The sequence below is a fragment of the Bacillus sp. MN7755 genome (genome assembly GCF_054771475.1).
The window spans coordinates 89,174-116,150 of sequence record NZ_BTRL01000006.1 but is presented as its reverse complement, the minus strand read 5'-3'; the positions used below and the strand labels follow the sequence as shown (position 1 = coordinate 116,150).

Annotated in this window: 21 protein-coding genes and 1 pseudogene; 8 read left to right on the top strand and 14 right to left on the bottom strand. The window is 35.8% G+C overall.

What is annotated here, in order from left to right; all coding sequences use genetic code 11:
* Window positions 1-45: 45 nt before the first annotated feature.
* Both ACYVEC_RS04780 and ACYVEC_RS04775 read right to left on the bottom strand, forming a co-directional pair.
* Window positions 46-1,506, bottom strand: a complete 1,461-nt coding sequence (locus ACYVEC_RS04780) for an alanine/glycine:cation symporter family protein (RefSeq protein WP_000387178.1) — start codon at window positions 1,504-1,506, stop codon at window positions 46-48.
* Between the two features lie 157 nt (window positions 1,507-1,663).
* Window positions 1,664-2,635, bottom strand: coding sequence for a phosphotransferase enzyme family protein (locus ACYVEC_RS04775; RefSeq protein ID WP_460505771.1), 972 nt, complete (start codon window positions 2,633-2,635; stop codon window positions 1,664-1,666).
* A 188-nt stretch (window positions 2,636-2,823) separates the two neighbouring features.
* On the opposite strand from ACYVEC_RS04775, the gene gerKA reads away from it, so the two are divergent.
* Genes gerKA through gerKC form a run of 3 tightly spaced genes read left to right on the top strand, consistent with a single transcriptional unit; the run spans window position 2,824 to window position 6,518 of the window.
* Window positions 2,824-4,326, top strand: coding sequence for a spore germination protein GerKA (gene gerKA, locus ACYVEC_RS04770; RefSeq protein WP_063225143.1), 1,503 nt, complete (start codon window positions 2,824-2,826; stop codon window positions 4,324-4,326).
* Window positions 4,307-5,413 (top strand): GerAB/ArcD/ProY family transporter, encoded by a 1,107-nt coding sequence (locus ACYVEC_RS04765; RefSeq protein ID WP_000185786.1) that lies wholly within the window; start codon window positions 4,307-4,309, stop codon window positions 5,411-5,413. The genes gerKA and ACYVEC_RS04765 overlap by 20 nt, the downstream gene beginning before the upstream one ends.
* Window positions 5,394-6,518 (top strand): spore germination protein GerKC, encoded by a 1,125-nt coding sequence (gerKC, locus tag ACYVEC_RS04760; RefSeq protein ID WP_063225144.1) that lies wholly within the window; start codon window positions 5,394-5,396, stop codon window positions 6,516-6,518. Before ACYVEC_RS04765 ends, gerKC begins: the two co-directional genes overlap by 20 nt.
* A 32-nt stretch (window positions 6,519-6,550) precedes the next feature.
* On the opposite strand, the gene treC is transcribed toward gerKC, so the two are convergent.
* The 3 genes from treC to treR form a co-directional block, all read right to left on the bottom strand.
* Window positions 6,551-8,212, bottom strand: coding sequence for an alpha,alpha-phosphotrehalase (treC, locus tag ACYVEC_RS04755; protein ID WP_063225145.1), 1,662 nt, complete (start codon window positions 8,210-8,212; stop codon window positions 6,551-6,553).
* A gap of 13 nt (window positions 8,213-8,225) precedes the next feature.
* Window positions 8,226-9,653, bottom strand: a complete 1,428-nt coding sequence (gene treP, locus ACYVEC_RS04750; protein WP_460505768.1) for a PTS system trehalose-specific EIIBC component — start codon at window positions 9,651-9,653, stop codon at window positions 8,226-8,228.
* 140 nt (window positions 9,654-9,793) lie between these two features.
* A complete protein-coding gene (treR, locus tag ACYVEC_RS04745) occupies window positions 9,794-10,504 on the bottom strand; it encodes a trehalose operon repressor (RefSeq protein WP_060629520.1) in 711 nt (236 codons plus the stop codon).
* A 449-nt stretch (window positions 10,505-10,953) separates the two neighbouring features.
* Here treR and ACYVEC_RS04740 point away from each other — a divergent pair, with 449 nt between their 5' ends.
* Window positions 10,954-12,351 (top strand): amino acid permease, encoded by a 1,398-nt coding sequence (locus ACYVEC_RS04740; protein WP_063225146.1) that lies wholly within the window; start codon window positions 10,954-10,956, stop codon window positions 12,349-12,351.
* 28 nt (window positions 12,352-12,379) lie between these two features.
* On the opposite strand, the gene ACYVEC_RS04735 is transcribed toward ACYVEC_RS04740, so the two are convergent.
* Together ACYVEC_RS04735 and ACYVEC_RS04730 are read right to left on the bottom strand one after the other, a co-directional pair.
* Window positions 12,380-14,086 (bottom strand): putative bifunctional diguanylate cyclase/phosphodiesterase, encoded by a 1,707-nt coding sequence (locus ACYVEC_RS04735; protein ID WP_063225147.1) that lies wholly within the window; start codon window positions 14,084-14,086, stop codon window positions 12,380-12,382.
* Between the two features lie 483 nt (window positions 14,087-14,569).
* Window positions 14,570-14,908 (bottom strand): hypothetical protein, encoded by a 339-nt coding sequence (locus tag ACYVEC_RS04730; RefSeq protein ID WP_048525065.1) that lies wholly within the window; start codon window positions 14,906-14,908, stop codon window positions 14,570-14,572.
* A gap of 336 nt (window positions 14,909-15,244) precedes the next feature.
* On the opposite strand from ACYVEC_RS04730, the gene ACYVEC_RS04725 reads away from it, so the two are divergent.
* From ACYVEC_RS04725 to ACYVEC_RS04715, 3 genes are all read left to right on the top strand, one after another.
* Window positions 15,245-16,774: a cardiolipin synthase gene (locus tag ACYVEC_RS04725; protein WP_063225148.1), complete on the top strand. Its 1,530-nt coding sequence runs from the start codon at window positions 15,245-15,247 to the stop codon at window positions 16,772-16,774.
* Between the two features lie 127 nt (window positions 16,775-16,901).
* Complete coding sequence (locus tag ACYVEC_RS04720) at window positions 16,902-17,795, top strand: ATP-binding protein (protein ID WP_063225149.1); 894 nt, start codon at window positions 16,902-16,904, stop codon at window positions 17,793-17,795.
* 3 nt (window positions 17,796-17,798) lie between these two features.
* Window positions 17,799-19,682, top strand: coding sequence for a vWA domain-containing protein (locus ACYVEC_RS04715; protein ID WP_063225150.1), 1,884 nt, complete (start codon window positions 17,799-17,801; stop codon window positions 19,680-19,682).
* 40 nt (window positions 19,683-19,722) lie between these two features.
* Here ACYVEC_RS04715 and ACYVEC_RS04710 read toward each other — a convergent pair whose 3' ends face one another.
* The 4 genes and pseudogenes from ACYVEC_RS04710 to ACYVEC_RS04695 all read right to left on the bottom strand — a co-directional run bounded on the left by ACYVEC_RS04710 (window position 19,723) and on the right by ACYVEC_RS04695 (window position 22,978).
* Entirely contained in the window at window positions 19,723-20,145 is a 423-nt protein-coding gene (locus tag ACYVEC_RS04710; RefSeq protein WP_063225151.1) for an NUDIX hydrolase, read from the bottom strand.
* Window positions 20,132-20,646, bottom strand: a pseudogene (gene pyrE / locus ACYVEC_RS04705) (orotate phosphoribosyltransferase). The gene ACYVEC_RS04710 and the pseudogene pyrE overlap by 14 nt, the downstream one beginning before the upstream one ends.
* A gap of 131 nt (window positions 20,647-20,777) precedes the next feature.
* A complete protein-coding gene (locus ACYVEC_RS04700; protein WP_063225152.1) occupies window positions 20,778-21,743 on the bottom strand; it encodes an L-threonine 3-dehydrogenase in 966 nt (321 codons plus the stop codon).
* A 44-nt stretch (window positions 21,744-21,787) separates the two neighbouring features.
* Window positions 21,788-22,978: a glycine C-acetyltransferase gene (locus tag ACYVEC_RS04695; RefSeq protein WP_000095906.1), complete on the bottom strand. Its 1,191-nt coding sequence runs from the start codon at window positions 22,976-22,978 to the stop codon at window positions 21,788-21,790.
* A 213-nt stretch (window positions 22,979-23,191) separates the two neighbouring features.
* Between ACYVEC_RS04695 and ACYVEC_RS04690 the strand changes: the two genes are divergently transcribed.
* Complete coding sequence (locus tag ACYVEC_RS04690; RefSeq protein WP_460505761.1) at window positions 23,192-23,923, top strand: class I SAM-dependent DNA methyltransferase; 732 nt, start codon at window positions 23,192-23,194, stop codon at window positions 23,921-23,923.
* A gap of 30 nt (window positions 23,924-23,953) precedes the next feature.
* Here ACYVEC_RS04690 and ACYVEC_RS04685 read toward each other — a convergent pair whose 3' ends face one another.
* Genes ACYVEC_RS04685 through ACYVEC_RS04675 form a run of 3 tightly spaced genes read right to left on the bottom strand, consistent with a single transcriptional unit; the run spans window position 23,954 to window position 26,847 of the window.
* Window positions 23,954-24,775 carry an ABC transporter ATP-binding protein gene (locus tag ACYVEC_RS04685; RefSeq protein ID WP_063225153.1) on the bottom strand — a complete coding sequence of 274 codons (822 nt, stop codon included), beginning with the start codon at window positions 24,773-24,775 and terminating at the stop codon, window positions 23,954-23,956.
* A gap of 12 nt (window positions 24,776-24,787) precedes the next feature.
* A complete protein-coding gene (locus ACYVEC_RS04680; RefSeq protein WP_063225154.1) occupies window positions 24,788-25,846 on the bottom strand; it encodes a FecCD family ABC transporter permease in 1,059 nt (352 codons plus the stop codon).
* Complete coding sequence (locus ACYVEC_RS04675) at window positions 25,843-26,847, bottom strand: FecCD family ABC transporter permease (protein WP_017560400.1); 1,005 nt, start codon at window positions 26,845-26,847, stop codon at window positions 25,843-25,845. The genes ACYVEC_RS04680 and ACYVEC_RS04675 overlap by 4 nt, the downstream gene beginning before the upstream one ends.
* Between the last annotated feature and the right edge of the window lie 130 nt (window positions 26,848-26,977).

The window sequence follows — 26,977 nt, the reverse complement described above, 5'->3', positions numbered from 1 at the left end:
AAAAAAGCAAAGGGATTTTCCCTTTGCTTTTTCATTCCTATTCTATTAAGATACTTCTTCTTTCTTATCTTTTCCGTATTCATGCTCCCAGAAATCAGCATTTTTAATGCCTAATGGTCCTGGATCGAATACTGGATCTTTTCCTTCTTTTTTCTGCTTTTCATAATCCTTTAATGCAACTAATGCAGGTTTTTGTAATAGTAAAATCGCAATGATATTTACCCATGCCATAATTCCTACACCGATATCACCTAAAGCCCACGCCGTTGCTGCTGTTTTGATACAGCCGTAGAATACAGCTCCTAAAAAGACAAATTTTAGTACCATAGACAACCAAGGACGGTCTTTATCTCGATTCAAGTACGCGATATTCGTTTCTGCAATGTAGTAATATGCCATAATTGTTGTAAATGCAAAGAATAGTAACGAGATTGCAACGAAACCGTTTCCAAATCCAGGGAAAACAGATTCTACCGCTGCCTGTGTATATCCTGGTCCTGGCTGAGCACCATTTAATTTATTTACGATAAAGTTTTTTCCGCTTGCATCAAATACGTTATACATGCCTGTAATAATCATCATAAATGCTGTTGCTGAACAAACAAATAATGTATCAATGTAAACGGAAAATGCTTGCACTAAACCTTGCTTAGCTGGATGTGATACTTCAGCTGCTGCCGCCGCATGTGGCCCAGTTCCTTGCCCTGCTTCATTGGAATAAATACCACGTTTTACTCCCCAAGAGATTGCCAAACCGATAATACCACCGAAAGCAGCTTCTAATGCAAACGCGCTTCTTATAATTAACATAAATGCTTCTGGCAATTTTTCAATATTCATAGCAACAATGACGCAAGCTACTAAAATATAGCCAACAGCCATAAACGGTACGACAACTTGCGCCACATTAACAATTCGCTTTACCCCACCAAAGATAATAAGAGCTAATACAACAACTAATAAAGCCCCTGATACTGTAGTGTTAATCCCAAAAGCCGTTTCTAAACTTACAGCAATACTATTAGCCTGCACACCTGGTAGTAAAAGCCCCGTTGCAAGAATTGTAGCTGCAACGAATACTAAAGCATACCATTTCACACCTAAACCTTTTTCAATGTAATAAGCAGGTCCACCGCGAAACTGACCTTGGTGTTTCGTCTTATATATTTGCGCGAGTGTTGATTCTACATAAGCTGATCCTGCTCCTAAAAAGGCTACTGCCCACATCCAAAATACAGCCCCTGGTCCACCGAAGGCTACTGCCGTTGCTACCCCAGCTATATTCCCTGTCCCAACGCGCCCTGATAACGAAAGTGCTAACGCTTGGAAGGAAGAAACACCAGCCTCTGATTTTTCTCCTTGAAATGTCAGCTTCACCATTTCTCCTACATGCCTTACTTGTAAAAACCTCGTTCGAATAGAAAAATATAAACCTACTCCTAAACATAAATAAACAAGTGCTGGACTCCAAACAATATTATTTAACCAATTTACGAAAGCTTCCAATATTCCCCCTCCTTTTTATCAAGAATATTCAGAATATATAAAAATTATAAATGTATACCGAATCTATGACAATATTATTTTAATAAAACAAACATATTTTTGTATAAAAAAACAAAGTATACATTTATTTTGTATACTTTGTTTTGAACAAAATGTATTATATATTCACAATTGCTTCTTCGCTTATAATTCTTTCATATAACTCTTCAGATAATTTTCGGAAGTTATCTGGCATATCTTTCCCCTTGAACTTCTTTTGGAGTGTGCCGTATAGACCTATGTCACGCAAACGTAAAAATAGTGGTAACGATTCATACCAACTATCCACCAGCCTGTGCTCATACTCATATCCTTTTCGTAAAACTTGTAATTGTTTACGAGCAAAATCTGTCTTCTCTTCCGCTGTCCACGGTGTAAATAGAACAGAGTAATAGAGAACCATCGCTAAATCATGTATAAAGTAATTATAAGCCGCATCATCAAAATCAAAGATTGTTAGCTCTTTTCCATCATAATGAAAATTACCGGGATGGATATCACCGTGCATAAGGCCGAATGTTTCTCTTTCAATTGGAAGAGCCTTTATTTCATCCATTAATACCGCAGCAATCTTTTTCACTTGATCATCTTCTAATTCATTAACAATCCCGCTCTCATCTTCTTCCCACGTATCACGATAATCTGTTTTAGGATAGTTCATTGTTAGGCGATGCAGTTGACCAATCGCTTTTCCCCACGCTTCAAAGTAAGCATCTCCCCAATAATGCGATCCTTCTCCTTTTACTTGCTCACCTTTTGCATATGTAAATAAGGAAGCGAAAAAGAAAGTCCCATCCTCTGCTCTGATTTCTTCTACAAGATTTTGAGACGTTGAATAAAGAGGTCCCGCTACCTTTGCTCCGTTCTCCGCAACATATCGTAAAAAATCTAGTTCAGCCTCGACTTCTTTTTTAGAGCGATGCGACGAATGCGTTAAACGTAATACATAGTCTTCTCCATTATCACCCTTCGCCTTAAAAATATAATTCTCAAAATCTCCAAGCGGCTTGTCTTCCACTGTTACATGAAATGCCTTTGCTGCTCTTGCTAAAATCGCTTTTGTAAAAACTCGTTCTACAGCTCTTTCCATATGTATCCCTCCTATATATCTTCTTAATTCGACACAAATGTGAGAAGTACTGCTATGAAATTGAATAATGCACAAAAGACAATGTAACGTAACCTTCAACCCTCTTTTTAAAAAATAATTCAAGCATAAATTTCTCACAAACGACAAAAATTAACAGAAACAATTGTACTCTAAAAGAGGTGGAAATTATGACAGAGAAAAAAGAACAACAAGAGAGTAAAAAACAAAAGCATATGTTTCCATCACTTCCGGAGAACATTAATTACATTGAAAATAAACTTTCCCATTCTGATGATATAAAAAAATTAGATCTCCCATTTCAAAACGGCAAAGGAACAATCTTATATATCGAATCTTTAGCAGACCCAAATTTAATTCACCAATTAGCTCTTGAGCCTTTATTAACCCGTTCGGATTTACCTTTGGATAAAGCTTTCGCCACATTAAATATGAAAAAAGAAACAAATTTAAATTATGGCGTACAGCTTCTATTACAAGGTAAATCCTTATATTTTCATGAACACGTCGACAGTTTTTGTATTTTCGAAACAGCTTTATCTTTAAAGCGAGATATAGCAGAGCCTGATAATGAAGGGATTGTGCGCGGTCCACATACTGGTTTTGTAGAGGATCTAGCAACGAATTTAGCCTCTATTCGCAAACTCATAAAAAGTCCACATGTCGTCGTTAAATATTTCACGCTTGGTGAAGAAATGCACACGAAAGTGGCAATTGCTTATATGCAAAACATAGCTAATGACGATTTAGTTACAGAAGTAAAAAGAAGGTTAGAAACGATTAAGACAGATGCACTCATGCCACCAGGATACATACAAGAATTTATAGAAGATACGTCATTCTCACCCTTCCCGCAGCAATTAAATACAGAGCGTCCAGATAGAGTAGCTGCAAATTTAATGGAAGGACGAGTTGCTATTTTATCTGATGGAGATCCAACAGCTCTTATCGTTCCCGTTACATTATTCGCTTTTTATCAATCACCAGATGATTATAATAACCGCTGGATCGTTGGATCTTTCGTCCGAATGATTCGCTTAGTTAGTTTCTTGATTGCTTTTCTCTTACCAGCTATATATATCGCAACCGTAGCCTTTCATCCTGATGTATTGCCGCTCGAACTTGTGTATACAATTAAAGCCTCATTAGAGAAAGTACCACTTCCTCCTATTTTCGAAGCTCTCTTAATGGAGCTAATTTTCGAGTTATTGCGGGAAGCTGGTATTCGCTTGCCGAGCCGAGTTGGACAAACAATCGGTATTGTAGGCGGTTTAGTAATTGGTGATGCGATTGTAAAAGCCGGACTCGTTTCTTACACAATGATTATCGTTGTAGCTTTAACTGCAATCTCATCTTTTCTTGTTCCATCGAACGATATGAGTTCAGCAGTTCGAATTCTTCGTTTTCCATTAATGCTTCTTGCTGCTATATTCGGATACGTAGGAATATCATTCGGTCTCATTATAACTTTCGTTCATTTATGCCAGTTACATTCATTTCATACACCATATCTTTCTCCTGTTGCTCCGATGCGGATTAAAGATATGAAAGATTCTTTTGTAAGACTACCAATTTGGTCTTTTTGGGAACGACCACATGATCCAAAACCGAAAAAAATGCAGCGCCAACATGTAACGAGAGAGGATGAGGACGGTGACAAACACGCAAAGTAAAATTTCGCTTGTTCAATTTACCTTTTTCGTTATTCAATGCCAAATCGGGGTTGGTATACTTTCTCTACCTAACCGTCTTCACCCAATAGCAAAAGGTGGTGGATGGATTTCCGCTCTCATCGCTGGGCTTGCAATTCAACTTATTATTTTACTTATGTGGCTTTTCTTAAAACGATTTCCTGATGCAGATATGTATGAAAGTGTTTGTATGCTATTTGGTAATAAGTTTGGAAAACTATTAGGCTTTGCTTATGTTTTTTATTTTACTCTTATCGGTATGACAGTTATGTTAAATGCTTGTAATGTCATTAAAGTATGGGTTTTGCAAGCGACCCCTTGGTACGCAATTCTCTTACTATTTACGATAGCTTGCTGCTATATAGCCTATAACACATTCAAAGTTATTGTACGATTTTATGTCATGGCTTCTATTCTCATTTTGCCCATGGCTCTTTTAATTGCACTAGGGTTTTCACGAGCTGATTTTTCTTATATTTTTCCAATTACAGAAGCCGGATGGTGGAATATTATTCAAGCATCAAAAGAAACAATTACAGCTATGTATGGTTTTGAAATTATTCTTATCGCTTTCCCAAAAGTAAACGGGAGTTCTGTAGCAAAACTAAAGGCAATTTCTATCGCTAATGGATTTGTAACCCTTTTTTATACTTTTACTGTTTGGATTTGCTTTATCGTATTTAGTCCAAAACAAATTGAGCTTATTCCAGAACCAGTTGCTTACTTATTACGCTCCTTGCATATCGGGATTATAGACCGAACTGATTTACTATTCATACCAATTTGGATGATAACAGTTGTAGCTTCTATCGCTAGTTATTACTGCGCTGCTTCTATAGGAATTGGACATATATTCAATCTTGCTAATCATAAAAAAGCTGTCCCAATCGTTGGTATTATTGCCTTTAGTGTAGCCTTATTTATCGATACACCTGAAGAATTAAAAGTGATTGCAACTTTCACTGATAAGTTCACCTATATTTTCATCGTTGTCCTCCCTCTTTTATTTCTACTTTATTCAGTAATAAGAAATAAGAAAGGAGAACAGTATGTTCAAAAAAAGAGTTAAATTACTTTTTGTATTATGTACTAGTGCATTCCTTTCTGGCTGCTGGGATCAAGAACCATTAAGAGAAGCAAGGTTAGCTTATAGTATTGGATCTGATATTACGGAAGAGAATAAACTCCAGCAAACAATTGAGCTCGTAAAAAGTTCAAGCGGAGAACAAGCTTCATTCGAGAATGAAATACATTCAGCAACTGGGCATAACATAAGAGATACAAGCGATGCACTGAAAAAAAATGTAACCGGAAATATTCGTTATTTCAAATATGGTGTTCAATTACTAGGAACCAAAATTCTAAAAAAAGGTGTACTACCTTATTTAGATGTCAGCTTTCGGGACCCAACAAACCCAACTGCTTTAGTAAAACTTATTGCAGTAGATGGTGAAACATCCGAGATACTAGAAAAAAAGAAAGTAGGAAATTTACTAATTGGAGATTTTCTAAAGAAAAAAGTGAAAAGCTTAGAAGATATGAGTGTATTTCCAAAAGAAACTTTAGAAACAGCTGCTACAAAAATGTTAGATCCCGGTAAAGACTTTACCCTCCCTTCTATAAAAATAAAAGGAACAGAAGTAATTACAAACGGGTTAGCTTTATTTAACAATGATAAATTAACTGGGCATTTACCTTTAAAACATTCTGTTTTATTCGTATTATTAACCGGAAAGATGGGAACAAGTGCCCGTATAACCCAAAAACTTACTAGCGATGAATCAGAGAAAACATCTGATTATTTAACAATGGAAATTAGCAATCGAAAGTTAAAACGGGACTTAAAAATAACAACAGATAAAAAAGGAAATGTTTATGCTCACATTAAGCTCCAACTAAAAGTAATAGCACTTGAAGCCCCAAGAGATAATATTTATAAAATGGAAGCCAGAAAAAAACTAAATAAGGAACTATCAAAACAACTTACGAAAGAAGCGAAAAAAATAACAAACAAACTACAAAAAGCAAATTGTGATGCTTTCGGTATTGGAAGACATCTTATTGCTTATCATCCTGACTTATGGAAGAAAAAAAATTGGAATAAAGATTATGCAAAGGTAAAATTCAAACCAGAGGTAGAAGTAAATATTTTATACAGCGGTGTCTTAAAATAAAAGGTTGTATGCCACGCGGGCATACAACCTTTTTATTTCGTATATCGATACACAATTGATTCATATGGTCTTAAGTTAAGTTTTGTAATATCCTTGCTGGAATCTTTATAATTCGACAGTAGTACTTCTTGTTTCATTCCATCTACTTGAACATGGACTGGTACAGAATACGTTATTTCTTCTCCATAAAAGTTATTGATAACAAGTAATACCTCATCATTTACAATACGTGTATATCCCCAAATCTTAGGGTGATTTTCATCTAAAATAGCATATTTTCCTTCTGTAATTACATCATATGTTTTTCTTAGTTCAATTAGTTTTTTGTAATGATAAAATACAGACTCTTTATCTTCTAGTGCCTTCTCTACATTTATCTCTTTAAAGTTTTCAGCAACTGTAATCCAAGGTGTATTTGTTGTAAATCCGCTATTCACCTCTTCATTCCACTGCATTGGAGTACGGGAGTTATCACGAGATTTTTGTTTTAAAATCCCGATAATCTCTTCTTTTGATAATCCTTCTTCTAGCTTTATATCATATATATTTAACGATTCCACATCGCGATATTGCTCGATAGACTCGAATTTAGGATTCGTCATACCGATTTCTTCGCCTTGATAAATGTAAGGTGTGCCTTGCAACATATGCATAGCTGTCGCTAACATTTTTGCAGATTCATTTCTATACTTCTCATCATTACCGAAACGTGACACAATACGAGGTTGGTCATGATTACACCAGAATAACGCATTCCATCCTCCGCCCTTTTGCATTTCAATTTGCCAATTAGACATAATTTCTTTTAATTTAATGAAATCAAAATCAGCCTTCGTCCACTTATCACCATTCGGATAATCTACTTTTAAATGGTGGAAACTAAATGTCATGCTCAGTTCATTACGATCCGGATTCGAATATTTAATACAATTATCAATTGTCGTAGATGACATTTCTCCAACTGTAATGACATCTTTCCCTTCAAAAACATTTCGGTTCATCTCTTGTAAATATTCATGAACGCGCGGGCCATCTGTATAATATTTACGGCCATCGCTTGTCGCCGTACTTCCGTCATCATTTAAGAACTGTTGATTTTTTGAAATTAAATTAATAACATCTAATCGGAATCCAGTTACCCCTTTATCTAGCCAAAAACGCATCATATCATATACTTCTTCACGAAGCTTTTCATTTTCCCAATTTAAATCAGCTTGTGTCTCATCAAATAGATGTAAAAAATATTGCTCTGTCTTCTCATCATATTTCCAAGCAGATCCGCCAAACTTAGATTGCCAATTATTTTTTTCATCACGCCAAATATAGTAATTACGATATGGGCTATTTTTATCTTCCTTCGCTTCTTTAAACCACTTATGCTCCGTCGAGCTATGATTTACAACGATATCTAGCATAATTTCAATGTTACGCGCTTTCGCTTCTTCTAAAAGCTCTTCAAACTCTTCCATCGTTCCGTAAGATGGATCAATGCTGTAATAATCACTTACATCGTATCCATTATCATTTTGTGGTGATTGGTATATCGGTGTTAACCAAATATAATCTACTCCGAGTTCTTTTAAGTAATCTAGTTTTTCTGTAACGCCTTTTATATCACCGGTTTCTTTATTGTAATAGCTATTAAAGCTCTTCGGATAAATTTGATAAACTACACTTTTATGCCAATCCTTCATGTTTAACTTCCTCCTACTTCTGTTTAACTCTTTTTGCAAATAACCACGTTAACGTAAACGGGATTACAACTGCGATAACCATTCCTACAATAAACATTGGAATCGATTTCGGAATGATAGAAATAAATGCTGGTAATCCGCCAATTCCGATAGCAGGTGCTAATACACCATTTAACGTAATGAATATCGCTGCCACAGCCGATCCTATAATTGCTGCATAGAACGGGAACTTATTTCGTAAGTTCACACCAAACATAGCTGGCTCTGTAATACCGAAATATGCTGAAATCGCTGATGTCGATGCCATACTTTTATCATTTTGATTTTTAGAAATCCAGAACATTGCAAGTGCCGCACTCCCCTGCGCAATGTTAGAAAGAGCAATCATTGGCCAAATGAATGTACCACCGTGCTGTGCAATTAATTGTAAGTCGATAGCAATAAACATATGATGCATACCTGTAATTACGAGCGGTGCATATAATGCTCCAAACAATACTGCTCCAACTACTGGCACAGTTTCATATACACCTACTAATCCAGCTGTTAATAAATCTCCAATATGACGTGTAACTGGACCAATAATCCCTAATGCCAACACACCTGTTACGACAATCGTTGTAATTGGTACAACTAATAATTGTATTGCATTTGGTACATGTTTCTTTAAGAAGATTTCTACTTTACTTAATACAAATGCTGCTACTAAGACAGGCAAGATTTGACCTTGATACCCTACCTTTTCAATTTGAAATAATCCTAAAATATCGAAGTACTCAATCTTTTGTCCATCTAAACCAGTCGCTGCTTTTCCATAATCCCACGCGTTTAATAAGGCAGGATGCACAAGCATTAACCCCATAACAATCCCTAATATCGGACTACCACCAAAACGCTTCGTTGCTGCCCAACCGACAAGTGCTGGTAAGAATACGAATGCTGTATTCGCCATCATATTAATTAAATCCCAAAGCCCACTTAAGTTTGGATACACATCTAATAAATTTTTACCTTCAAAAAATAAGTCCTTTGCCCCTAATAGATTGTTAATACCCATTAGTAAACCAGCTGTTACGATTGCTGGTAATATCGGCATAAATACATCTGAAAATACTTTTACAAACTTTTGAGCTGGATTTAACTTTTGGTTTCCGGAATCTTTTACGTCAGCTACTGTCGCTTCTTTCATACCTGCAAGCGTTATCAATTCGGCATATATTCGATCAACATCTCCTGGACCGATTACAATTTGAAATACCCCAGCATTATGAAACGCTCCCTTCACTAATGAAACAGACTGCAATTTATCGTTATCTATTTTACTTTCATCTTTTAAAGCGATACGGAGCCTCGTTACACAGTGCGCAGCTTGTTCAATATTGTCTTTCCCACCAATATACTGCAACACTTCCTCTGCTGTTTTACGATAGTCTTTCCCCATATTCCCGTCCCTCTTTTCTTTTTTTGATACCGTTTACACTTACATATTAACTCGTATATATAAGTTAGTCAACACTCGTATATACGAGTTTGTATTTTTTTTATAAAAAAAGAGATGAAACAATAGTTTGTTCCACCTCTTTACTTTCTCCGCGCCACATCCGAAAAATGAAAAATATCTAAACGGTGGCGGGATTCTGTATATTCGAACTGACTTCCATCATAAAAATGTGTAAAGTTTTTCACAACAACAACATAGTCTGTCCCATTTAAATCTAAATACTTTCTATCGTCTTCTGTACATGGTTGCACTTCAATTACCCTCTGTGAGTAACTAATATGAAGCCCTAGTTCTTTCTCAATGTATTTATAAATGGACTCCGCCGCAATTTCACTCGTTAATCCTGGAATATATTCCGACACAAAATGATTGATATCCAAAATTACTTTTTCTCCATCAATATTTCGTACGCGTTTAATATGATCTATTTCTGTTTTTTCTTTCACGTTTAATAGTTTTGCAACTTCTTTTGTCGCTTTTACTTTTTCTATTTCTACGACTTCTGTAATACAATGACGTCCTAAACGTTCATTTTCTTCTTGGAAACTTACAATACCACCAAAGTTGAATTCAATGTTTTTTCTCTTTAAAACAAAAACACCTTTTCCGTGTATTTTTTGAACATATCCACGCTCTTGCAATAAATCTACTGCTTTTCTTACAGTACCTCGACTTGCTTCATACTGCTTCATTAATTCAGTTTCTGATGGGATTTTGCATCCCTCTTTTAATTGTTTATTATCAATAGACTTACTGATTTCTGTATAAATTTGCTCATACTTACTCATCATCTACAATAGCCCCTTGTCACCTTCTAATTCTATATGTATTATACCATGCTATACTCTTCTGCCAATCTCTCACTTATTTTCCAGTATAGGAAAAATACAGGTAAATATTTAGTCTCTAAAGCGTATTTTTATAAAAATTTTTATATTTTTCTTTTCATTCAAAAAAACATGTAGTATACTAACTTCAAAATCAGAGGAGAAAGGGAGCAAAGAACTATGCTTACTTATACAACAATTGTAGTTACATTTGCACAAAAACATCATCATCATACGTAACCCTTGAAACCTAGCGGAAAAATTACGCGTAGGTACAAGGGTTATTCCCGTTGTACCTACGTTAGGCGAAGAGCCATGTAGGTATTTTTTATCTACATGGCTCTTTTTTTATTGCCAAAAAGCTAGTAAAAAATGATGTTTAAGCAAATCTTACTACAAAGGAGTTAACAAAAATGGAAACGAAAAAATGGGGATTATGGATTTTAACAGCTTTTGTTATCGGGAATATGGTTGGCGGTGGCGTATTTATGCTTCCAGCAAATTTAGCGCACGTATCAGGTCCAATGGGTTCTACACTTGCATGGAGTATTACAGGCCTTGGCGTATTTATGATTGCACTCGTATTTGGAAATTTAGCAATTCGCAAGCCAGAATTAAAAGCAGGACCACAAAGTTACGCGCAAGCGATGTTTCCTTCAAAAAAAGCGGGTAAAGTTGCTGGATATAGTATGGCATGGGGATATTGGGCTGCGAACTGGGCTGCAACAGCATCTGTTATTATTTCCTTTGCTGGATATTTATCAACATTCTTTCCAGTGTTACAAAGTAAGCAAATTCTCTTTTCAACGAACGGATTTTCACTAGAACTCGGAAAAGGATTAACTTTCCTCGTATGTAGCCTTATGTTATGGGGAATTCAATACATTCTTTCTCAAAATATTGATCGAGCTGGAAATATGAATCTTCTTGCTACCATTGCAAAAATTATCGGATTTACAATGTTTATTGTAATCACATTATTCATTTTCAATGCCTCTAATTTCGGAGACGGCCAAACATTTATGAATGAAGCAGGACAATCAATTTCGTTAGGTGGACAAATCAATTCAGCTGCTATTGCAACGCTTTGGGCATTTATCGGTATTGAATCTGCTGTAATGCTTTCTAACCGTGCTAAATCTCAGCGTGATGTTAAAAAAGCGACTATTTTCGGATTAATTATCGCTCTTCTTATTTACATGTCAATTACTCTACTTACAATGGGAGCTCTTCCACAAGATGCTTTAAAGGAATCTCAAAAACCATTAGTAGACGCATTAAATTTAGCAATTGGCAATAAAGGCGCATATATAATGGCTTTACTTGCACTTGTATCTTTATTTGGATCTACAGTTGGCTGGATCGTTGTTAGTTCAGAAGTACCTTATCAGGCAGCAAAGAATGGACTTTTTCCTAAGTTGTTCGCGAAAACAAATAAAAAAGGTAGTCCTTCAAAATCATTATTTATTACAAATGTGATGACACAAATTTTCTTATTCTCAACGATTTCTGGTACTGTATCAGAAGCTTATAATTTCGCTATCATTGTAGCAACATTAGCTTATTTAATTCCATACCTTGTTTCGACGCTGTACCAATTTAAATTGGTTATTACAGGGGAAACTTATGATATAATGCCTGGCTCTCGAATAAAGGATGGAATCATTACTACATTAGCATTTGTATACTCTATTTGGGTTATCAAAACGGGAACTGCTGATTTAAAAACATTCTTCTTAGGAATTGGATTATTCGTATTAGGTCTTATTCTTTATCCAGTACTAATGAAAGACTCACAAAAAATGAATTAAAAAAAGAGAAGCTACCGGCTTCTCTTTTTTATTCAAAATCTGTAATTAACTTTTCTTTTAACTCTCCTACAGATAAAGGTTTCGCATAATAAAATCCTTGTACATAATCACAGCCCATAGATTGTAATAAGCTTTCTTGCTCTACTGTTTCTACCCCTTCAGCAACTACTGCTAAATTTAAGCTATGGGCAATTTCAATAACAGACTTTACAATCGTTCGCTCTGGCTGTGCGTGATCATAATGAAATTCACGAATAAAATTACGATCAATTTTCACTATATCCAGTGGCAGTTGTTTTAAATAGTATAAGGAAGAATAGCCCGTTCCGAAGTCATCTAAAGCAATTAAAACGCCCATACTTCTTAATTCTTGTAATGTAGCAATAATATAATCAAAATGACGAACAGCAGTGCTTTCCGTTATTTCTAAAATTAAACGATTTGGAGAAAAGCCAGTTCTCTTTAAAATACTACGTACAGATAAAATAAAATGCTTTTGCATTAATTGTTGTATAGATAAATTCACAGATAACTTTAGTCCTTCTTCGTACTCTGGCAATGTTTTAAATAAGCGACATGACTTTTCTAATACCCAGTCTCCTAATTTTATAATAAGTCCAGATTCTTCAGCTATAGGGATAAATTCGCTTGGGGAAATAGGCCCTTCTTCTGTCGTACAACGTACTAAAGCCTCGATACCAGTATATTTCTTCGTTTTCAAATCAATAATAGGCTGCAGTGCCACCTCTAACTCTTCATCACGAATTGCCTTTTGCAAAGTAAATTCAATTTTCATTCTACGATTTATTTTCGCACGTAATTCATCTGTAAAGAAACACGCTGCATTTCTGCCCTGTTCTTTTGCGCTATACATAGCTAAATCCGAATTCTTCAATAACGTTTCCACATCTTGTCCGTCTTGCGGATATGAACAAAGTCCTAGACTAGCTGAAATATATACTTCATGACCTTCAAGCATGAATGGTGCTTGAAAACACGACAACACAGATGTCGCTAGCTGCCTCATCTCATCTTGTGTATGATTTTTTGTTAACAGCACAAATTCGTCGCCACCCAGCCTAGCCAGAACGTCTTTCTCTCCTAGCACATAATGCAACCGTGAAGCAACTTCGCTTAAAAGTAAATCTCCTATCATATGACCTAGCGTATCGTTTACTAATTTAAAACGATCCAAATCAAAATAAATCATACCAAACTCTTTTTTATCTGCGATCAATTCGTTAACAGTCGTTATTAATTGTAAGCGGTTCGGTAAACTTGTTAAAGCATCATGATACGCAAGCTCTCTATAACGACTTTCGCTTAACCGCAACCTCTGTTCTGCTTCTTTCCTACTACTAATATCATTTCGGATTGCAATAAATTGATATGGCTCTCCTTTTTCATTTAAAAATGGAACAATTGTTGTTTTAACCCAATAATATGTACCATCTTTTGCTTGATTTCGAATCTCACCTCTCCATACTTTTCCGCTTAAAATACGCTTCCATAGCATTTGAAAAAATGTTTTTGGGTGATATCCTGAATTTAAAATACGATGATCTTTCCCTATTAACTCTTCTCGTGTATATTTGGAGATTTCACAAAACTTATCATTTACATATGTAATACGACCATTTCGGTCTGTAATCGCAACAATTGAAGACTCATCTAATGCTAACTTTAAATCTCGCAATGAAGAGTCATATAATGCATGACCTCTTTGTTCTAGCATGCGCATCTCTCCTTGCTTCCTATCTGACTAAAACACAACTTGTTTCTTTTCATAGAAATAGAGATATTTCATTTCCTAATAATCGTCCTTTACATAAATCACATTTTGAAATATGTCGATTAAAATAACATAATATTATTTGTAATAAAAAGCAATATAATACCGTTTCAATTATACATAGTAGCTTCTTATCGCTATAATTAGCTGACTTTATTATACCTTATTCATTCTCTTACATTCCTTTATAAAACTAGCTCTATACGACCTCTGTTTCCTACTAATTCTGCTCACATCTAACCTTTTACTAGCGAAATAGAAGTTCGAGCACACTATACAACTATTCACGAATAATAATATAAAATTAGTATATATGTCTTTGAATTACAATAACAAAATATTAACATATTCCCACCTTTATTTTGGAAGTATTTTAGAAATAAATGCTTCATTAAACTAAAAAAAGAGGAAAGCCTCTTTTTTAGTTTAATAAGGATATGGTATTTGCTGATAACCCGGATATGGCGTTGGATATGGTGCTGGGTATGGCGCTGGGTAAGTTACTGGGTACGGCGCTGGATAGTAGCCTCCACTTGCTGCACCCGTTAATGCGCCAGCTGTAAGCCCACCTAACACGCCTCCAGCAAAACTTCCAGGGAAAAATCCACCGCCCCATGAGCCGCCACCCCAGCCCCATCCACCTCCGTGATGGTGATGATGATCATGGTGATTGTGCCCTCCATGGTGGTGATGTCCGCCGTTATGATGGTGCCCTCCATGATGATGATTACGATAATACAATCCGTTATTTTCTATATAATTCATGTTTCCCCGCTCCTTTTCCATTTTCTTATCTTAATAGATATTGTATGAATAGTACGGACCTTGTTGGCAACCTATATAATAGGAAGAATCCACGTAATATGGTTATCCCCTTTCCTATATAAGGGGCAAGGATTTTGTCCCCCTACACTGTTTATTAACCAGCAAATAGCGGGCTAATAACGTAACAATATACTGTATGTAGGACAAATGCGGAAAGCATGGGGAAAATGTCTATATTTTGTAAAAAAAACAAAACACTTTATAATAAGAATGTCGGATTGTACCTTTTTATATAAGAAGTCTATATTTAAGAAAGATTAGAGGAATTTTATAGCAATGAAGAAGCCTATCGTTCAATTATTATTGGTATTTATAATTGTATCTATCGTACTCTTACTTTTAGATACGTCTATCCTCTCACTATATACCTTTTTCGGTGTATTATGGTCTCTTACAATCATAGGAATATCTTTCGTTATTTTTATCGAAAATAGATCTCCACAAAGCACTTTAGCATGGTTTTTAGTATTAGCACTTCTTCCCGTTGTAGGTGTGCTTTTATACTCTATTTTCGGGCGTAGCCGTTGGAGAAGAAAAAAACATCTCCATCGTTCAGAAGAACAAAGAAAATTATTCCGTGAAATATTAGAAGGAAGACGAGTAGAATTATCACTCACAGTCCCCTTACATGAGCGTTCTACACATTTAACAAAAGTTATACAAAAATTTGGAGGCGGACCTGCCGCAGATAGAACAACTACAAAACTTTTAACAAACGGAGATCAAACATTCTCAGAAATTTTGCAAGCTATCGAGCAAGCAAAACATCACATACATATTCAATACTATATTTATAAATCTGATGAGATTGGTACAAAAGTTCGGGATGCGTTAATAAAAAAAGCAAAATCTGGTGTTATTGTACGCTTCCTTTATGATGGATTAGGAAGTAATACGTTAAGAAGACGCTTTTTAAAGCCTATGAAAGAAGCTGGGATTGAAATTGTTGAATTTGACCCTATTTTTTCAGCTTGGTTACTTGAAACAGTTAATTATCGTAACCACCGTAAAATCGTCATTGTAGATGGAGAAATCGGTTTTACTGGTGGACTCAACGTTGGTGATGAATATCTTGGCCGTTCAAAAAAATTTCCCGTTTGGCGTGATAGTCATTTAAAAATAGAAGGAAAAGCGCTATATAAATTACAAGCAATTTTTCTAGAGGATTGGCTCTATGCATCTAGTGGATTGAATACTTATTCTTGGGATCAATTTATGAATAGACAATACTTCCCAGGTAAAGAAATTTCAAGTGCAGAAGGTGCTGTGCAAATTGTAGCGAGCGGACCAAGCTCAGATGATAAAAGCATTCGCAATACATTATTAGCTGTTATGGGATCTGCAAAAAAATCGATTTGGATTGCTACACCATACTTTATTCCGGATCAAGAAACTTTAACATTATTACGCTTAAGTGCGATTTCTGGCATAGATGTACGCATTTTATATCCCGGTAAAAGTGATAGTATTATTAGTGATCAAGCATCTCAGTCCTACTTCACTCCACTTTTAAAAGCTGGTGCCTCCATTTATAGTTATAAAGATGGTTTTATGCATGCGAAAATTGTACTCGTTGATGATAAAATCGCGACAATTGGAACAGCAAATATGGATGTACGCAGCTTCGAATTAAATTATGAACTTATTAGCGTACTTTATGAATCAGAAACTGTTCATGATATTAAACTTGATTTTGAAGATGACTTTAAGCATTCCTATGAAATTAAATGGAACGCCTTCCAAAAAAGAAGTATCAAAAAACGAATATTAGAGTCTTTCATGCGACTCATTTCTCCTTTACTGTAAGCAATCAATGTAACATTGATTGCTTTTTCTTTTCCATTACTCCCCTCTCCTTTTCTTTGCATACCATATTAAAACAAGTTATCATAAGATGTATTACTTTATGAAAATAATGTTAGGTGGGAAATACATGTTAGAACAATTTCATATACATGCTGATTTAAAACAGCAGCTTTCTACAATTCACGAAAAGAATAAGCAAGAAGCTGGTGAAAATGCACATTTAATTGGAAAGAAAATATATAAAGCATCTGATAACAGCATTATTGAAGATGCTATTACAGCACTTCTTCTTGGCAAAAACATTCTATTAAAAGGGCCGACTGGTAGTGGTAAAACAGTACTAGCTGAAACTCTTTCTTCTTTATTCCAAAAACCAATGCATAGCATTAACTGTTCTGTCGACCTAGATGTAGAAGGTATTTTAGGATACAACACACTACAAACGAGAGATGGCGCATCTGAAGTTACATTCGTTAACGGTCCTCTTATGAAAGCAATGAAGAACGGTCATTTCCTATATATTGATGAAATCAATATGGCAAAACCTGAAACATTACCACTTCTTCACGGTGCATTAGATTACCGTAAAATGATTACAAATCCATTTACACAAGAAGTTGTATACGGTGATGACGAATATCGCGTAATTGCAGCAATTAATGAAGGTTACGTTGGAACAAGCGAACTAAACGAAGCGTTAAAAAACCGTTTCGTTATTATTGAAGTTCCTTACATTCAAGGTGATACATTAAAAGAACTATTATTAGCTGAATCAAAATTAAAAGATGTTGCAACAATTGAAAAGTTCGTTGCATTTGCAAGCGACCTTATGCCTTTAGCTCGTGATGGACGTGTAAGTGAAGAAGCAGCAAGTATTCGTGGTATTCTCGACGCATGTGATTTAGGTGTGTATATTCCTGTTATGCGCGCTATCGAACGAAGCATTATCGCAAAATTAAACGATGAAACAGAACAAATGACTGTCCGTGAATTAGCAGAAAGTTATTTCTTTGAGGGATAATTCATGAGACAAATTTTTAGTGACAAAAAAATTGATGCGTCGCTGTTTCTACAAATGGAAAACTTAATGTATGCTCTTCTAAAAGAAGACGATGCCTACCTTGAGTATGGCTATAAAGCATACTACGACGAAATTGAAAAAAAGGTTGTCATTAGTCACTTTTGGGATGATCGAAAAGAAGAGGATACAGTAATCGGATTAAAAAGCGAAGTGTTTTTAAAAGCACTTGGTAATAAACATTACTCGGACATGACTTTAATTCGTTCTTATGCGATTGAATTACAAGAATCACCCTTAAAAAAGTTTTTAACACAATTATTTGTTCTATTAGAAGATTTACGTGTTGAGGAAATCGTAAAAAACTTACGCCCTGGCACAAAGCATGTTTTTAAAAGAAGAAAAGAAATGTATCGCAACTACTTCGGCTCACAAAATGAAATCAATCGCGTTCGTAACTATCACGGTGATCGTCTATTTTGTCTATGTTATCTTTCGTTAACGAGCGATAAATATGAAATGTTTAATAATGAATATTTCGAGCAAATTGAAGCAATTTTGCATGAAACATTCCAAGCTCGTAATACGGAAGATATTATGTATATCGTTGAGAAAATTCGCTATCGCTTAGAGGAGCTTCTTGAAAGTGACATGCTGAACAATTATTTCGGACATGCTCCGCTCTACTTATCTGTTATTGCAGATGAGAAAGACAGTCGTCCTGAAACATTAGCAAATGATGATACGCAGCTCATAGATGACGATGAAAATAAAAACAAAATGGATGAAAGTTTCTCCACATGGCATCGTGAAAATAAAAATAACGAAAACGAGAACTTTTTACGCTTTGAATTAGAAAGTGGAACAAAAACAAATATGATGGGTGATACTGCTCGTGAATCAGAGGATGGCGACCAAGCACTTGGTTCTGTACAAGGTACTTCTCAAAAAAGTACACAATCTAACTTTGATGGTGCTGATACAGAGGAAGCAAGAGCTTCCCATGCTTCTAGTCAAAACGACGGTGTATATGGCAAGTATAACGTTGGTGCCTCTCATACATTTAAAGAAGCTCGCAAATCAAACCCTGACGAGAAAAAAGATTACCAAGCTATCAAATCTGTCGTTAATAAAGATGTAAAAGAATTAAAGAAAATTATCGAAAAAACGATTGAAAATAAAACGAATGCAAATAGTGATAAATACTACGGAAGACTTCGTAAGAAATTCCTTCGTATTTATACTGAAAAGCAACCGCGCATGTTTTATAAAAAAGGACAAGAATCGCAAGAGCTCGATGTTGCATTCCAACTATTAGTGGACTGTTCTGGTTCTATGTATAACAAAATGGAAGAAACGAAGAAGAGTGTTGTCCTATTCCATGAAGCGTTGAAATCTTTAAAAATCCCGCACGCTATTAGCGGATTTTGGGAAGATGCTTCTAGTGCTAAGCCTGAAGATAAACCGAACGTTATCCATGAAGTTGTGACATATAAAAACTCAACGTTACCAAACGTTGGTCCCGAAATTATGCAACTTCGCGAAGAAGAAGATAATCGCGACGGATATATTATTCGTATCGTTTCTGAAAAGCTCGCGAAAAGACCAGAAAAGCATAAATTCTTACTTGTCTTCACAGACGGTGAGCCTTCTGCACTAGACTATCAACAAGACGGTATTTTAGATACGCATGAAGCTGTCAAACTTGCTCGTAAAAGCGGAATGGAAGTAATCGGAATATTTATCGAAGAAGGCGAAGCGAAAGAAGCAACTTATCAATTAATGAAGAACATTTATAACCATCACTTCTTAGTTGCAAATCACGCTGAAGATTTACGTTTGAAGATTAAACCACTATTGAAAAAGTTATTACTGAAGACGATTGAATAGAAAAAACAGGAGCGTTGTCGCTCCTGTTTTTTTCTTCCAATCACTTTGTTTCTGGCTGAAACTTGTATGGAATGGCTACTTCTAGTAATGACTCGAATCCTCCATCGTAGAATGGGAATCGTTCATTTGCGATTGTTCGATCTAACCACTCTATTGCGGAAATTTCCTCTTCATCTTCTGCCATAAGTTCACCTTTTACTACATTCGCTCGGAATGTAAATAATAGTGCATGATTCGTGGATTCTTCAAAGAATTTTTCATTGATCGCAACAAGTCCACCTGCCATAACCGTTAAACCTGTCTCTTCTTTTACTTCCCTTACTAAAGCTTCCTCTAACGTTTCGCCCTTTTCAACAGCCCCGCCTGGCAATGACCAAACATTTTGTTCTACATTATGTACCATTAATATTTTATCTGTTTCTTCGTCATGTATTAGTGCATATACGACATCAACTCTTTGCATGTTGCTTTTCTCCTTCAATTAACTCATCCATTGTAAATAAAGAATGTAGTTGTAAGCCATCTTCTAATAAGTTTTCTCTTCCTCTTTTGTTCGTTCGATTACACCTAGAACATGATGTACTTTCGCACCTAGTTCTCTTAAATCTTTCGTGCTTAATAATATTTGACCACCTGTCGTAATAACATCTTCAACAACACAAATATTTTTCCCAGTAATATCAATACCTTCTGCTAACTTACATGTACCGTACTTCTTCGCTTCTTTTCTTACAAATACAACTGGTATACTCGTTTGTAAAGATAATGCTGTTGCTACTGGAATACCTCCCATCTCTAAACCTGCGAGTACTTCTGTTTCAGGAGGAATGAGCTCTTTCAATTGTTTAGCAACTTCTAATAATAGTACTGGATTAGATTCAAATAAGTACTTATCAAAGTATTGATTTGATACTTGTCCCGATCGAAGCTTAAATGTTCCCGTTAAACGTGACGCATTGTAAATTCCCTTTGCTAACTCCCATTCTCTGTCGCCCCTTTATACACAAATTAACTCATTTTATCACGTTTGTAATTATTTGTATATTCTTAAAATAAAAACAAAAAAGGTCAATTCCTAAGAATCGACCCTTCCTATTAATTCATCACTAACTCAGCTGCGAACTTTTTTTTTAACTTCGCCAGCATGTCAGTTGTCATTTTGTCTAAATCGTATTCCGCTTTAAAGCCCCACTCTTTCATTGCTGCTGTTGCGTCAATAGAGTTTGGCCAGCTATCAGCGATTGTTTGACGAGCAGGATCTACAGCGTAATCCATTGTAAACGTCGGAATATGTTTACGAATTGATGCTGCAATTTGCTCTGGCTCAAAGCTCATCGCTGTAATATTAAATGCATTTCTATGCACTAGCTTACTTGGATCAGCTTCCATTAATGAAATGATTGCTTGTAAAGCATCTGGCATGTACATCATATCCATGTATGTTCCTTCTGCAATGTATGAGGTGTATGTGCCTTTTTTAATTGCCTCATAATAAATTTCAACTGCATAATCAGTTGTTCCGCCTCCTGGAGGAGCTACGTAAGAAATTAAACCAGGGAAACGTACGCCGCGCGTATCAACGCCAAACTTTTGATGATAATAATCACATAGTAATTCTCCTGCTACTTTGTTTACCCCATACATCGTAGTAGGTCGCTGAATTGTATCTTGTGGCGTATTATCTTTCGGCGTTGATGGACCGAATGCACCGATAGAACTTGGCGTGAAGAACTTACAGTTTAATTCACGAGCTGCTTCTAATGCATTTACAAGTCCGCCCATATTTAAATTCCATGCAAATAACGGATTTTTTTCTGCTGTTGCCGAAAGTAAAGCTGCTAAATGAATAATTGTATCTACTTCATTATGCTTTGCGATATCATGTAGTTTTTGTCCATCTGTTACATCTAACGTTTCAAATGGACCAGACGTTACTACTTCACTATCTGTTTCACGAATATCTGTTGCAATAACATTTGATGCGCCGTATACATCACGAAGTTTCATTACTAGTTCAGAACCAATCTGCCCTAAAGAACCGGTTACTAGAATTTTTTTCATTTTCCCCACTCCTCATTTGCAAGCTATTCAAAAGATGTCGTTACTTAAATGATGCCCATTTCTTTCCCTACTTTTTCATACTTACGAATTGCTTCATCTAACATTTCTTTCGTATGAGCTGCTGTAGGCATATTACGAACGCGTCCGGTTCCTTTTGCTACAGTTGGGAACACGATAGATTTTGCGTATACGCCTTCTTCATTTAGACGTTTACTAAATTCTTGTGTTAACACTTCATCCCCAATAATACAAGGTGTAATTGGCGTTTCACTTTCTCCGATGTTAAAGCCAAGTTCTTTTAATCCTTGTTTTAAATAGCGACCATTTTCCCACAGGCGATCATGTAACTCTGTGCTTTCCATTAAGATTTCAATTGATCTCATGCAAGCTGCTGCATCAGCTGGTGTTAATGCTGTAGAGAATAAGAATGGACGTGAACGAACTTTTAACCAGTCAATTAAGTTTTGTTTCCCAGCTACATATCCACCAATTACCCCAATTGCTTTTGATAATGTACCAATTTGGAAATCAACTTTATCCGACAGACCGAAGTGCTTTACAGTTCCTGCACCTTTTCCAAGTACACCTGAACCGTGTGCATCATCTACGTATGTCATTAAATCTAACTCTTCTGCAATTTCAACGATTTCTGGTAGTTTTGCAACATCTCCATCCATTGAAAAGACACCGTCTGTAATTACCATTAATTTATTGTAAAGACCTGATTCTTTCGCCGCGATTGCTTTTTGGCGTAAATCTTCCATATCAGAATGTTTATAAACGATAATTTTTGCTTTTGATAGACGACTACCATCGATAATAGAAGCATGGTTTAATTCGTCTGAAAGAATCGCATCATTTTTATCCATAACGGCTGAAATCGCTGCCATATTACAGTTAAATCCTGATTGGTAAGCAATTGCTGCTTCTGTATGTTTAAACTTTGCAATTGTTTCTTCTAATTTAATATGCAAATCTAAAGTACCGTTAATTGTACGAACAGCTCCTGCTCCAACGCCGTACTTATGAATAGCACCAATTGCTGCTTCTTGCAAACGGCTATCTGTTGCTAATCCAAGATAGTTGTTTGAAGATAAGTTAATATATTCTTTTCCGCCAATTGTAATGATTGGTCCATTTGAACTCTCAAGCGGATCAATTACGTTATAAAGCCCCTTTGATTTTAAATCCTCTAAATTTTCTTCTAAAAATTTTGCAAGTGTTTTACTAGACATCGTGAAGCCTCCCATCGTTCATGTAAGCGGATTATTGTCTTAATAGTTCTAATAATCCCTCTACTAGCTTAACACGTTTTCAGAATTTATTATAGAAAAATAGTTTAAAGTAACCGCTTACAATTTTAGATTATATATGATTCATTACAAGAAATCTATCATTTACTTTTCATATTTGGTAGAATAAAAAAAATATTTAAGGGGGCTTCAATCATGGCATTTACTGAATCTGATGTATATAATAACGAAGCATTTTTTGAACAATATATGAAACGAAGATACCGAGAAAATAGCCCAAATGAGTCACTTGAAAAACCAGCCTTCTTTCAACTCATTGGTGATGTTAAAGGAAAGCAAATCCTCGATTTAGGCTGTGGTGATGCTAAGTTTGGCGAGGAATTATTAGAAAACGGATGCTACTCTTACACCGGTATTGAAGGCTCTCAGCTTATGTATGAAAAAGCTAAAAAACAACTAGAAAATAAAAATGGATCTGTTCATTTTATAAACCTCAAAGATTATACCTATCCCTCTTCCACTTTTGATTTAGTAACATCTAGACTCGCTTTACATTATATTGAACATCTTGATATCATTTTTCAAAATGTATTTCAAACTTTAAAAACAAATGGAACCTTTACCTTTAGCGTTCAACATCCCATTATTACCTCTTCATTTGAAAGCTTACAAATGAGTGGTAAAAGAACTAGCTGGCTCGTCGATGATTATTTTAAACTAGGCAAACGGGTTGAACCATGGATTGACCAGGAGGTTATTAAATATCATCGCACAACAGAAGAGTATTTCATATTGTTACAACAAGCCGGATTTACAATTACATCCTTAAAAGAAGCTACACCAAATCAGACTTATTTTCAAAATGATGAAGAATATGAACGTCGTTTACGAATTCCTCTCTTCCTCCTATTTTCTTGTACCAAATAAAAAAACGATGAATCACTCATCGTTTTTTTATTATCTCATTGCCTGAACAACTTCTTTAACTAACCGTCTCCCTCTTCCGTGCGGGATACAAAGTGGCGTCCCAAATAACGGATCCGTACTAATTTGACATTCCATTCGGAATACATCACGTACTAGTTTCTCATCTACTACTTCTTCTGGCTTACCTTGTGCATATATTTGTTTATCTTGAATGGCTACAATATTATCTGCATAACGGCATGCTAAATTTAAATCGTGTAGTACCATAACAATTGTTCTTTTTTCTGTTTCATTTAATTCGAATAATAAATCTAGCACTTCAATTTGGTGAGTCATATCTAAATAGGTAGTAGGCTCATCCAATAAAATAATATCTGTATCTTGTGCAAGCGTCATTGCAATCCAAGCACGTTGACGTTGCCCACCTGAAAGAGCATGCACATCACGCTCAGCAAATTCTGTCATACCTGTTGCTTCAAGTGCTTTCTGTACCATTTCCTCATCTTTTTCTGACCATTGCTTCAGCCATGTTTGATACGGATAACGTCCTTGCTTTACAAGTTGCAATACTGTAAGCCCTTCTGGCGCTTGTGGTCCTTGCGGTAAAATTGCCATTTGACGAGCAATTTGCTTCGTTTGCATACTTTGAATGGCTTGATTATCTAACAAAATGTCACCAGTTGTTGGTTTTAATAATCTAGCTAGTGAACGCAATAAAGTTGATTTCCCGCAACCGTTAGAGCCGATGAAGATTGTAATTTCGCCTTTTGGAATTTCTAAATTCAACTCGTCAATAATAATTGTTTCACCATAAGACAACGTCAAACGTTTCGTCTCCAATGCTTTTTGCATATTCATCTCCCTTTATGAATTCCGACTTTTATAAAGTAAATAAATAAAATAAGGTGCACCAATTGCTGATGTAAATACCCCTGCTGGAATTTCAAGTGGGGTGAAAACTGTACGCCCAATTAAATCTGCAGCAAGTACTAAAATTGCACCAACAATAGCCGCAACTGGGAGTAATGCACCGTATAAAGAACCAATTAGTCTTCGTGAAATATGAGGTGCCATTAAACCGACAAATCCAATTCCTCCAGCAAAAGCAACCGCACCGCCAATTAAAGCTGTACTAAGTAATAACATGAATATGCGTGACTTCGTTAAAGGAACACCAAGTCCTATCGCAATATCATCCCCTAGCTCTTGCGCATTTAAATGTCTAGCAGCTATAAATGATATTACCGTTAAAATGAGAACCCACGGCGCAAGCACCATAACGTTTTGCCATGAAGACCCGTAAACAGTGCCTGTAATCCATACATTCGCTTGACTCGCTTGGTAAATTGGCGCTAACAACATAAACAAAGTCGTTGCCGCTTTCGTTAATGCCCAAAAGCCAACACCAATTAAAACAAGACTAATCGGTGATAATCCGTCATTTCTCCATGCAAATAAATATACAAAAAGTGCTACAATCGTTGCCCCAACAAAAGCTGCTAACGGCATATAATGAATGCTTACAGTTAGCGCATTATTTTTATCACTAAATATAGCTAAAAATAATACAACTGCAACACTTGCACCACCTGTAATCCCGATGATATCAGGAGAAGCCAGTGGATTTCGAACGAGACCTTGTAAAATACATCCTGCTACAGCAAGTGCGATTCCTACAAGGATGGCAATTAAAATACGCGGCATACGAAACTTATTTACAACCATATTGGACATCGCATCGCCATTTCCAGTGATTGCTTGCCATACATCATAAGGAGCAATTTTCATGTCTCCCATACCTGCACTCGCAAAAAATAATCCTATTAAAACAACTAGTAAACTGAATAAGACGAGACAAGCTCGTTTATACATTAAAAACGAGAGCCCGCCTTTTCCTATACGAAACGGAATATACTTCTTCATTTGCTAAGCCCTCTCTTACGTGCAATATAAATAAAGAACGGTGCACCAATAAATGCTGTCATAACTCCTACTGGTACTTCTTGTGGCATAATGACATATCTTGCTGCTATATCAGCCAAGATTAGTAGTATTGCCCCTAACAAGCCGCTATACGGTACTCTCCATCTGTGATCTACTCCAACAAGAAATCTGGCAAAATGCGGGATAATAATTCCAATAAATCCAATTGGACCAGCAACCGCAACTGAACCACCAGACAACAGGACAATAATAAGTAACACGAATGATTTCATTAAAATTGTTCGTTGTCCAAGCCCCTTCGCGACGTCTTCCCCCATCATCAATGTATTTACTTTCCCTGCCATCATAATAGATGCGATCCAGCCTATTAATAAATATGGGAATACAGATTGTAAAATTTCTAACTTTCTTCCTTGCACAGATCCGGCAAGCCAAAATAATACTTCTTCAAGCGCCTTTTCATTTAACACAAGTAATCCTTGTGTTAATGATGAAAATAACGCACTAATTGCGACCCCTGCTAATGTTAACTTAAGAGGCGTTGTCCCTTCTTTTCCTAAAGAACTAGAAGCAAATACAAGTACAGCTGCAACTGCTGCTCCTAAAAAGGCAATCCACGTGAAAGCTGATAATGATGTCACGGAAAAAATAACAATTGCTACAACTATGAAGAAGGCAGCACCTGAATTTAATCCAATAAAATCTGGAGAAGCAAGCGGATTCTTCGTTAAAGTTTGCATAAGACAACCCGCAATGGCTAAACTAGCACCAACACTAGCTGCAATTAATGCCCTTGGTAGACGTACATTTTGAATAATAATATGTTCATTGGAACCATTGAAATGAAAAAAAGCATCTAATGCTAATTTCCAGCTCGTATTTGTATATCCGAAAATAATACTTCCCCAAATACAAATAATGACTGCAATGATCCCAACAAATAATCCAATCCATTTTGCTTGATTTGTTTTTAATAACATGCAGCGTTTCCCCTTCAATGTATAATGATACGTTGTAAGTGTATTTCAACTTAATTCTCATTGTCAACGGAAATGAGAATTATTTTCAGCCGTATATATTGACAATCAAAGAATAAAGGCTTAATATCAT

What these genes read in the sequence shown, in the direction of transcription:
- ACYVEC_RS04725 (WP_063225148.1), top strand. Translation starts at nt 15,245, where the DNA reads ATGAAGAAGCCTATCGTTCAATTATTATTGGTATTTATAATTGTATCT.
- ACYVEC_RS04720 (WP_063225149.1), top strand. Translation starts at nt 16,902, where the DNA reads ATGTTAGAACAATTTCATATACATGCTGATTTAAAACAGCAGCTTTCT.
- gerKC (WP_063225144.1), top strand. Translation starts at nt 5,394, where the DNA reads ATGTTCAAAAAAAGAGTTAAATTACTTTTTGTATTATGTACTAGTGCA.
- ACYVEC_RS04740 (WP_063225146.1), top strand. Translation starts at nt 10,954, where the DNA reads ATGGAAACGAAAAAATGGGGATTATGGATTTTAACAGCTTTTGTTATC.
- treP (WP_460505768.1), bottom strand. Translation starts at nt 9,653, where the DNA reads ATGGGGAAAGACTATCGTAAAACAGCAGAGGAAGTGTTGCAGTATATT.
- ACYVEC_RS04695 (WP_000095906.1), bottom strand. Translation starts at nt 22,978, where the DNA reads ATGTCTAGTAAAACACTTGCAAAATTTTTAGAAGAAAATTTAGAGGAT.
- treR (WP_060629520.1), bottom strand. Translation starts at nt 10,504, where the DNA reads ATGATGAGTAAGTATGAGCAAATTTATACAGAAATCAGTAAGTCTATT.
- ACYVEC_RS04700 (WP_063225152.1), bottom strand. Translation starts at nt 21,743, where the DNA reads ATGAAAAAAATTCTAGTAACCGGTTCTTTAGGGCAGATTGGTTCTGAA.
- ACYVEC_RS04735 (WP_063225147.1), bottom strand. Translation starts at nt 14,086, where the DNA reads ATGCTAGAACAAAGAGGTCATGCATTATATGACTCTTCATTGCGAGAT.
- ACYVEC_RS04710 (WP_063225151.1), bottom strand. Translation starts at nt 20,145, where the DNA reads ATGCAAAGAGTTGATGTCGTATATGCACTAATACATGACGAAGAAACA.
- ACYVEC_RS04730 (WP_048525065.1), bottom strand. Translation starts at nt 14,908, where the DNA reads ATGAATTATATAGAAAATAACGGATTGTATTATCGTAATCATCATCAT.
- ACYVEC_RS04715 (WP_063225150.1), top strand. Translation starts at nt 17,799, where the DNA reads ATGAGACAAATTTTTAGTGACAAAAAAATTGATGCGTCGCTGTTTCTA.
- ACYVEC_RS04685 (WP_063225153.1), bottom strand. Translation starts at nt 24,775, where the DNA reads ATGCAAAAAGCATTGGAGACGAAACGTTTGACGTTGTCTTATGGTGAA.
- ACYVEC_RS04775 (WP_460505771.1), bottom strand. Translation starts at nt 2,635, where the DNA reads ATGGAAAGAGCTGTAGAACGAGTTTTTACAAAAGCGATTTTAGCAAGA.
- ACYVEC_RS04675 (WP_017560400.1), bottom strand. Translation starts at nt 26,847, where the DNA reads ATGTTATTAAAAACAAATCAAGCAAAATGGATTGGATTATTTGTTGGG.
- gerKA (WP_063225143.1), top strand. Translation starts at nt 2,824, where the DNA reads ATGACAGAGAAAAAAGAACAACAAGAGAGTAAAAAACAAAAGCATATG.
- treC (WP_063225145.1), bottom strand. Translation starts at nt 8,212, where the DNA reads ATGAAGGATTGGCATAAAAGTGTAGTTTATCAAATTTATCCGAAGAGC.
- ACYVEC_RS04690 (WP_460505761.1), top strand. Translation starts at nt 23,192, where the DNA reads ATGGCATTTACTGAATCTGATGTATATAATAACGAAGCATTTTTTGAA.
- ACYVEC_RS04680 (WP_063225154.1), bottom strand. Translation starts at nt 25,846, where the DNA reads ATGAAGAAGTATATTCCGTTTCGTATAGGAAAAGGCGGGCTCTCGTTT.